The following is an 8,097-nucleotide window of genomic DNA, read 5'->3' as shown; positions in this document are numbered from 1 at the left end:
TGGTGCGGTTTCCAACCGCACCGGGCATAACCAAAAACAGTAGGACCTTTTAAGAGGAATCATCAATCAGAATTGGTATCAGCATTTGATTAAGTCGTTTGGCGAAGGCAAACGCGACTCAGTCTGTTCATTAGGAGGGAGTTTCGTGGAAAGAGAAAACGATGTTCAACTCATTCGCAAGATTTTGTCGGGCGACGACGCTGCGTTTGGTATCTTGGTCGAAAAGTACCAAAAGAGCGTTCATGCACTGGCTTGGCGGAAGATCCAAGATTTTCACCATGCCGAAGAGATTATGCAGGACACCTTCCTGAGGGCATACAAAAAGCTTCCGACCCTCAAGAATCCCAATCAATTTTCTGGGTGGCTCCACGTCATTGCCAATCGGCTTTGCATCGATTGGATGCGAAGCCAAAAATCTGTGATGCAATCCTTGGAGGACACACCTGTTGCTGAAATCGAGAAATCTTCTTACACACATCACGTGGCGGCACAATGGGAGACAGAGAGAACCAAGAGTTGCCACGCACTTGTGAAAAAACTATTGGAAAAACTTCCTGAGAATGAACGCGAGGTTGTAACACTCTACTATCTTGACGAAATGTCAACGAAAGAGATCGGCAAATTCATGGGAGTGTCCGTGAATACAATTACGAGTCGACTCCACCGAGCGCGGAAGCGTCTGCAAACAGATCAGGAGTTCTTGGAACACGAATTCTTTGGTGATTTTCAATTATCAGACAATCTGAAGGAGAATATTATGAGTCAATTAGAACAACTCCGTAGCAAGTTCGATGCATTTATGGAACAGGTAAAATCTGACCCCGCATCAAGAGGCAATATTCTTACAGAAGCCTGCAACGAGATTGAAGATGCACTTAAGGGTGATCTCACACCCGAATTGGTGCATCTTGCTGTCGATGATATATACCCGTATATGGGCAAACTCGGAATGGAAAAACGGATCTCTCTACTCCGTAAGTATATGGATGACGCACCAGATGATACAGAGCGTTTCTGGGCGCATGATGAGTTCGTCGATAATCTCGCTTTTCTTGAAAGAAATCAAGAAGTTATCGAAGAACAGACCCGACTTTACCGTTGGGCATGCAAGCAGTCAGGAACGTATGTGTTGAAGGTTATTGTCAATCTGAGCACTGCTGGATGTTGGGCGGCGGAAGGTCGTATTGATGACTGGATTCAACTTTATAATGAAGCCGCTGAACGTTTGGAAAACCCTGAAGTGAGTTACGACAGTCGTTGCGAGTTCCTGCAAGTCGGAGCAGATGTCTTACGATGCAACGACAGGTTCAATGAAGCACTCCTTGAAGTAGAAAAATTGGAACGTGCTAACAACGAACTCGGTTCAGAGCATCATTTTCAATTCTGGTTGACTGCGAAAGAAAATCGGCTTCTCATCTACGGTAAACAGGAAGATTGGGAGCGTTTTGATCAAGTCTTTACGGAAGTGAATGCGTACCTGGAAGGAGAGTTGAAGAAACGCGATGCAGGTCAACCTGTAAATCTTGACCACCTTATGTGGTTTACGCATGATTTCGGTTGTTGTCTGTTGTGGTTGAAGAAGTATGACGAGGCGAAACGGTTCCTACAGATTACCATTGATTTGGAAGATAACAACCATTATGGGCACTTCCAACTTGCTGTGAGTACCTGGGCTTCTGAGCAGGATCGAGAGAAGACTTTACATCATTTAAAAGTCGCTCAGGACTCCTACGTGGTAACGCCCTATAATCAAGATACCTACTACCCGACTTTCCTCGAAACCCCCGAATTTTCGGACGTAAGAGATGATCCAGAGTTTCTGAAAATTCTGGGACAGCAGTAGAGCATTTATTCAGCGGACTCAGCAATTTTAAGTATTAACATTGAAGTTTTGAATCCGCACTTGGGTTGGAAGGCTGGAAGATAGCGGACTCCGTGTTTCTTCCACCCTTCCTCTTCTTCCATCCTTCCTCAAAACCTAATATTGCTTATAGGAAAACCTAAAGTGAAACTTCGTGATGCTATTATCGCTGGCATAAAGCCCCTCACGCAAAATAAACTCCGTGCAGGATTGTCCATTCTCGGTATCTTCATCGGCATTGCCGGTGTGCTCTGCATGATCGCTATTGGTGATGGTGCGAAACGTATCATCGCGCAAAACCTGGAAATGATGGGCGGTGCCAACCAAATCGCATTCTATACACGGACTTCTATTTGGAAGGGACCGCGGCTCGTCCGGCGCACTACAGAACGATATACCGTTGCAGATGCTTTTGCAGTTGAGGCAGAATGTCCCGATGTGCTATATGTCTTGCCGAAAGTAGAAGACTTCAACACCTTTGTTAGCAGCCGAAACGGGAATCAAGCGAAAACGCGTTTAGAAGGTATCACAGTAGACTACGCTCTCGGTATGGGGTGGGAGTTACAAGTCGGCAGATTTCTCACCAGAAACGATATAGAGACCGCAGCGCAGGTCTGTGTCCTCGGTGCTAACACCGCCCGTGAGCTTTTTGGGGAAACACCGCCCATCGGACAAGAGGTGAAGGTTCGGTATCATTGGCGACAATCTCAGATTAGGTTGCGGGTTATCGGGGTGATGGCAACAAAAGGCATGAGCCTCAGTGACACGTACTCTTTAGATGATGCTATCTCTGTGCCATTGACAACCTATCAACAACGGGTGAAAGGCTTTCGCTACGTTGATTACTTGCTCGTCTTTTTTAAAAAAGGTGCAGAGATGGACAGTATTATTGCTTCTGTTAAAAACACGCTCCGTAAAAGACACCGCGGGAAAGATGAGTTTATCGGCGTTTGGATAGCGAAACTGACGGCTCACCAACTTTTCCATATTCAAAAAGTGATAAAAATCACCTTGGGCAGTCTTGCGGGTTTCTCGCTGTTCGTCAGCGGTGTTGGGGTGAAAAGACGCGGGAGATAGGTTTACGAAAATCGGTCGGTGCGAAACGGATTCACATCTTCTATCAATTCTTGACGGAATCAATCTGTCTCTGCCTCTGCGGTGGAGTGCTCGGCATTGCTGGCGGTTGGGGTGCGGCGCACGGGATGGCATGGCTCGCGGTGCGGATTGTGCCGGTTGTGGACACCTGGCCCGTCGTGTTATCCTTACCGTGGATATTGACTTCTGTTATTTTTTCGATTGTCATGGGCATAGGATTCGGGGTCTACCCGGCGATGCGGGCGGCGCAGCTTTCACCTGTTGACGCACTCCACACCGAGAATTAACGCTGGCGCATGTGATAACCATCATTCCCCTAATTCTCTCTACTTCTATCCTACAGACCCTCAATTCAGAGGCGACTCTATTTTTTTTTGCATTCCCTATATCCGCGTGTTATAATATATAACGTTGTTTGATAAGAGGCGACCATCTGATAAACGTGTTCCGTTTTTGGCGCAGCTTGCAAGCCAAAACTTGCTGTTAAAAATGAAGGTGCAGCGATGTTGATATTTAAGGAACGGCTGAAACATCTGAAAAATGACAACATCGGGATGTTCGACCTCGCTTCGATCGGGATAACGCTTGCACTCGCGATTTGTATCGGCTATTTCGGAGGCAAGTGGATCGGTGGAAAATTAGGCAACGCAGCAGTTGGATCCTATATCGGTTTCGGAATGGGAGTTACCGCTGGATTCATGGAAATGTTTCGCTCGGTAGCACGTTGGAACCGCCAACTCGAACGTCTGGAAAAGCAACGTCGTGCCACTTCAGAACAAACACAGGACACTGAAGAAGGATAAAATCTGAAAGCAATCGAATCCGAAAATTTCGGCGATCCTAATTTGCCGCGATTTTGACAAAGGAGTCGCTCGGATGGGTCCGGTTTTGGAAATTGGTGACCGATTTATCCGCCACGTCTATATCTTGACAATCTGTCTTACCGTAGTCATTTCGGCGGTATTGTTAGGATTTAAACGCGCCGCACTCCCAAGTTTTCTGATCGGTAGTGCTATCAGCATGAGTCTATTCTGGTCCATTGAATTTGTGGTTCGACGACTTGTTCGTCCCGGAAAAACGAAGCGCACAAAGTCCTTGTTGGGTTTCATCGCAATCGGTAAATACACAGTACTCGCTGGACTCCTCTATCTCTTGTTCAAAATGGAGTGGATGAATATATACGCGTTCGCTGGAGGGATTGCTTTAGTACAAGGTGCCATTATTATCAAAGCGATCGGTTTGATGGTGGCTATCCTTTCAAATAAAGATCCCAATCAGTCTTGAAACATAACTTGCAAGTAGACTTCAAGTTGGGAAGTGCCCGAAACTATCCCCGCATTTAAGAGACACAACGACAAACATGAAAAAAATATCATTTATCTGCTTGGTTGTCGGACTCAGTTTGGCAGCAGTTGCCGGGAGTTTCGCAGCCGAGAACGGCCACCGTAGTTTACTCTATCCGATTTCAAAACTTTTACCAGATGAAATTATTCCTGAACCGACTCGGTGGCATCAGCCCGATCTAATTCCCAACACATACTTTGCTGTTCTCGTCTTAGTGTTGTTTTTTATCTTTGTGACCCGGAAGTTGAAACGGATACCTGAAGGGAAAGGACAAACCCTGTTAGAGGTGTTTGTAGGAAGTATCACGGACTTCTTCGGCGGTATTTTAGGCGATCACGGCAAAAAGTATATCCCATTCGTCGGCTCCTATTTCATCTTCATTCTCTTCCTGAACTATCTCGGAGTCATTCCGGGTCTTCAACCTCCAACAGCAGATTTGAATACAACGCTTGCGCTCGGTATAACGGCTGTGATAGGCGTTCAAATTATCGCGATTAAAGAGAACGGGATAGCGGGCTATCTGAAACATTTAGCCGGTGACCCACCTTGGTTGGGGGTTTTAATGTTCCCGCTTGAAGTGATTGCGCAGTTATCGCGTGCGGGTTCACTGGCTGTCCGACTTTTCGGAAATATCAAAACTCGGACTTATCGTGCTGATTGCAGATGCCATACCGATTATTCCGGTGCAAGTGCCTATGCTGTTCTTCGGGCTATTTGCTGGCTTCCTGCAGGCATTCGTTTTTACTATCTTAACATCTATCTACATCGTGCTGTTCATAGAACACCATGAAGAAGCGCATGAAGCGCATCACTAATTTCGTGGGACAAGTGTAGACTGTCCCTTATCCGTCCAAGGAGGACATTTCATGATTTATTTAGCAGTGTTGGCGTTCGGTGTAACTTTAGGATTGCCGATCGCTGTCATTTTTGCCTCAAGAGCACAAGGAAGTGCTACAAGTACCGCTCTTGAAGGTATCGCACGTCAACCGGATGCCGCACCGCGTATCCAAACGGCAATGATTATCGGTTTGGCACTCATCGAGTCGCTCGTTATCTATGCGCTCTTAATGTTCTTTATCTTGCAAGCAAAACTTCCTGAAGGCGAGATGCTGAGAGAGATGATTGATGCAGATGCGCAACGGGTTGCGACAGATGTCGGAGACGGAAATTAATATTATATCTCTTGACTGAAGACGGACGGCGAGGCTTGCAAGCCCAGAAAACGATGGACCGGTCAAAGTTGCAAGTTAATATTGAGACGTTATCGGAAGCACGCCATCGCGATGATCGTGCTCGCGTGACTTCCGAAAGTCTTCAGTTTCAACTACAGAGTAAATAAACATATGCGAAACATCAAACATACGCTTTCGCTTCGTAAGGAACGCTCGCAAAGGGGGCACTACAGGAGCCTATATGGATGCTGCGTCATTTTGATGAGTATGTGTCTCAGTAACGCTTTCGCCGCCGAAGTTCCCTCCGGCGAAGGGGGTCTTTTGGCACTGCTCGGTATTGATCCGCAGACGATTATCATCCAAGTTATCGGTTTCCTTATTGTGCTCGCGGTCCTTTGGAAATTCGTTTTCGGTAAGGTGGGTGGACTCTTAGAGGAACGCCGCACTGAAATCACCACGCAGTCGGAGCAATTGAGAACTGATCGCGAGGAATTGGACCGGCTCACTGCAGAGACGCGCCAACGTTTAGCCGATATTGAGACCGAAGCACAAGCCAAAATTCAAGCGGCGATTGAACAGGGAAATGCTGAACGTCAGCAAATTCTCGCACAAGCACGGCAAGAGGCAGACGATGAAGTCACAAGAGCCAGAGCGGAGATTCAGCGTGAGAAAGATGAAGCAATCTCTGAGCTGCGAGGCGTTGTCGCTGAACTCGCAATTGATGCCGCCAGCAAAATCATAAGCGAAGAGCTCAACGCAGAGAGACATCAGCATATCATTGATGCCTCTATTAGTAGGTTGCCAACTGAGTAAAGGTAAAAACGAGGTATGAGAGACATTCGGGTCGCAAAACCTTATGCACGTGCCCTATACGAGGCTGCCGTGGAACAGAACGCCTTGGCACCTGTTATCGCAGATATAGATGGACTGCGGGAGTTGGTTGAACAGTCTGAGGAATTTACGCAGTTCATCCACAGCCCTATTCTGTCTCCGCAATTTAAAAGCGAGACCTTTCAGCAGCTTTTTACTGATATGATGCAGCCGCTGACTGTTAATTTTTTTAAACTGCTCGCTTTGAAGCAGCGTGAACGCTATCTCATCGCGATAATGGATGTCTTTTCGGCAATCGTTGACGAAGCTGCAGGTAGGCTCGTCGCAAAAGTGACGACAGCTGTACCCATAACAACAGAGCAAGAAGAACGGCTCGCACAGCATTTAAGCACGTATTCAGGAAAACAGGTGCGATTGGAAACCATAACTGACCCACAAATTCAGGGTGGATTCATTGTGCAGTTAGACGACACCGTTTTTGATGCAAGCGTTACAACACAACTCCAACGCCTGAAACAACAACTTGAAAAAGGATCTTAAACTATGGGTCCTGAGTGCCGCTCCTTGGGCAGGTCTCCTATAGAGGCTTGCAGGACAATGTTACGCGGTGGTTTCTGATTAAGTCTCGGCTCGGTTTGGGTATCTTGGAAACATGAACCACAATTGTAGCCTGCAACATCGGCGCAGGGTTTTGCTGGGGGTATTTCCCCTAGATATACGGAGAGGAGATCGAACCTCTAATTCACCTGACCGAACCGCAAGGAATAATTAAAAAATGGCAAGAGAAGTCCGACCGGACGAAATATCAAATATCCTTAAACAGCAACTGCAACAGTTTGAACAGGACGTGGATGTCTATGACTCCGGCACTGTGCTGGAGGTCGGCGATGGCATCGCGCGAGTGCATGGACTTGCCAACGCTATGGCAAGTGAAATGATCGAGTTTCCTAACGGCGTCTACGGTATCGCTTTCAACCTCGAAGAAGACAATGTGGGTTGCGTTCTGTTTGGAGAAGACCAACTCATACACGAAGGGGATACTGCCAAACGCACAGGACGACTTCCCGAAGTCCCCGTAGGCGAGGCACTCCTCGGACGAATTGTTGACGCACTCGGTCAACCTATTGATGGTTTGGGTGACATTGAAACAGAACATCGACTCCCGGTCGAACAGAAAGGGCTTGGTATTGTTCAACGTCAACCGGTGAGCGAACCTCTTTACACAGGCTTAAAGGCTATTGACAGTTTGACCCCGATCGGGAGAGGTCAACGTGAACTGATTATTGGTGACCGTCGAACCGGCAAAACCGCTATTGCAATCGACACGATTCTGAATCAAAAGGATACAGATGTCTACTGTATCTATGTTGCTATTGGTCAAAAAGGTTCCACGTTGGCGCAAGTTGCAGCGACACTTCGTGAACATAACGCCATGGAGTATACAACGATCGTCTCCGCACCTGCGAGTGCACCGTCCCCGCTTCAGTACCTCGCACCCTATTCTGGTACTGCAATGGGTGAATACTTCAGGGACAATGGCAAACACGCTCTCATTATTTACGATGACCTGACAAAACACGCCTGGGCATACCGGCAGATGTCCCTGCTCTCACGGAGACCACCGGGCAGAGAAGCCTATCCGGGTGATGTCTTTTACTTACACTCACGTCTCTTAGAACGCGCCGCAAAGTTGAGCGATGAATTGGGTGGCGGTTCCCTCACTGCTCTACCGATTATTGAGATCTTTGAAGGCGATTTGACGACCTATATCCCGACAAACGTTATTTCCATCAC

The 8,097-nt window shown here is 47.3% G+C and carries 10 protein-coding genes; all 10 read left to right on the top strand.

All coding sequences use genetic code 11. From position 1 onward, the window contains the following. The first annotated feature begins 145 nt into the window (after nt 1-145). Complete coding sequence (locus tag J4G07_17635) at nt 146-1,843, top strand: RNA polymerase sigma factor (GenBank protein ID MCE2415809.1); 1,698 nt, start codon at nt 146-148, stop codon at nt 1,841-1,843. A 162-nt stretch (nt 1,844-2,005) separates the two neighbouring features. Next, nucleotides 2,006-2,938, top strand: coding sequence for an ABC transporter permease (locus J4G07_17630; protein MCE2415808.1), 933 nt, complete (start codon nt 2,006-2,008; stop codon nt 2,936-2,938). 86 nt (nt 2,939-3,024) lie between these two features. Beyond that, entirely contained in the window at nt 3,025-3,243 is a 219-nt protein-coding gene (locus J4G07_17625; GenBank protein ID MCE2415807.1) for an ABC transporter permease, read from the top strand. Between the two features lie 216 nt (nt 3,244-3,459). Further along, nucleotides 3,460-3,759 (top strand): AtpZ/AtpI family protein, encoded by a 300-nt coding sequence (locus tag J4G07_17620; protein MCE2415806.1) that lies wholly within the window; start codon nt 3,460-3,462, stop codon nt 3,757-3,759. Between the two features lie 73 nt (nt 3,760-3,832). After that, on the top strand, nt 3,833-4,240 hold the full coding sequence (locus J4G07_17615; protein ID MCE2415805.1) for an ATP synthase subunit I: 408 nt from the start codon (nt 3,833-3,835) through the stop codon (nt 4,238-4,240). A gap of 76 nt (nt 4,241-4,316) precedes the next feature. Then, the gene (locus J4G07_17610; GenBank protein MCE2415804.1) at nt 4,317-5,090 is read left to right on the top strand and encodes a F0F1 ATP synthase subunit A; all 774 of its coding nucleotides are present in this window, start codon (nt 4,317-4,319) and stop codon (nt 5,088-5,090) included. 76 nt (nt 5,091-5,166) lie between these two features. Continuing rightward, on the top strand, nt 5,167-5,472 hold the full coding sequence (gene atpE / locus J4G07_17605) for an ATP synthase F0 subunit C (GenBank protein MCE2415803.1): 306 nt from the start codon (nt 5,167-5,169) through the stop codon (nt 5,470-5,472). 171 nt (nt 5,473-5,643) lie between these two features. Then, nucleotides 5,644-6,285, top strand: a complete 642-nt coding sequence (atpF, locus tag J4G07_17600; protein MCE2415802.1) for a F0F1 ATP synthase subunit B — start codon at nt 5,644-5,646, stop codon at nt 6,283-6,285. Between the two features lie 15 nt (nt 6,286-6,300). Further along, the gene (gene atpH, locus J4G07_17595) at nt 6,301-6,843 is read left to right on the top strand and encodes an ATP synthase F1 subunit delta (protein ID MCE2415801.1); all 543 of its coding nucleotides are present in this window, start codon (nt 6,301-6,303) and stop codon (nt 6,841-6,843) included. A 235-nt stretch (nt 6,844-7,078) separates the two neighbouring features. Next, a partial coding sequence (gene atpA / locus J4G07_17590) for a F0F1 ATP synthase subunit alpha (GenBank protein ID MCE2415800.1) occupies nt 7,079-8,097 on the top strand: 1,019 nt, incomplete at its 3' end.

The sequence above is a fragment of the Candidatus Poribacteria bacterium genome (assembly GCA_021295715.1).
Classification (GTDB): domain Bacteria; phylum Poribacteria; class WGA-4E; order WGA-4E; family WGA-3G; genus WGA-3G.
Note: the sequence above shows the minus strand (reverse complement) of the source record. Positions and strands in the feature narration are given on the sequence as shown.

What these genes read in the sequence shown, in the direction of transcription:
- atpF (MCE2415802.1), top strand. Translation starts at nt 5,644, where the DNA reads ATGCGAAACATCAAACATACGCTTTCGCTTCGTAAGGAACGCTCGCAA.
- atpH (MCE2415801.1), top strand. Translation starts at nt 6,301, where the DNA reads ATGAGAGACATTCGGGTCGCAAAACCTTATGCACGTGCCCTATACGAG.
- atpE (MCE2415803.1), top strand. Translation starts at nt 5,167, where the DNA reads ATGATTTATTTAGCAGTGTTGGCGTTCGGTGTAACTTTAGGATTGCCG.
- J4G07_17610 (MCE2415804.1), top strand. Translation starts at nt 4,317, where the DNA reads ATGAAAAAAATATCATTTATCTGCTTGGTTGTCGGACTCAGTTTGGCA.
- J4G07_17620 (MCE2415806.1), top strand. Translation starts at nt 3,460, where the DNA reads ATGTTGATATTTAAGGAACGGCTGAAACATCTGAAAAATGACAACATC.
- J4G07_17615 (MCE2415805.1), top strand. Translation starts at nt 3,833, where the DNA reads ATGGGTCCGGTTTTGGAAATTGGTGACCGATTTATCCGCCACGTCTAT.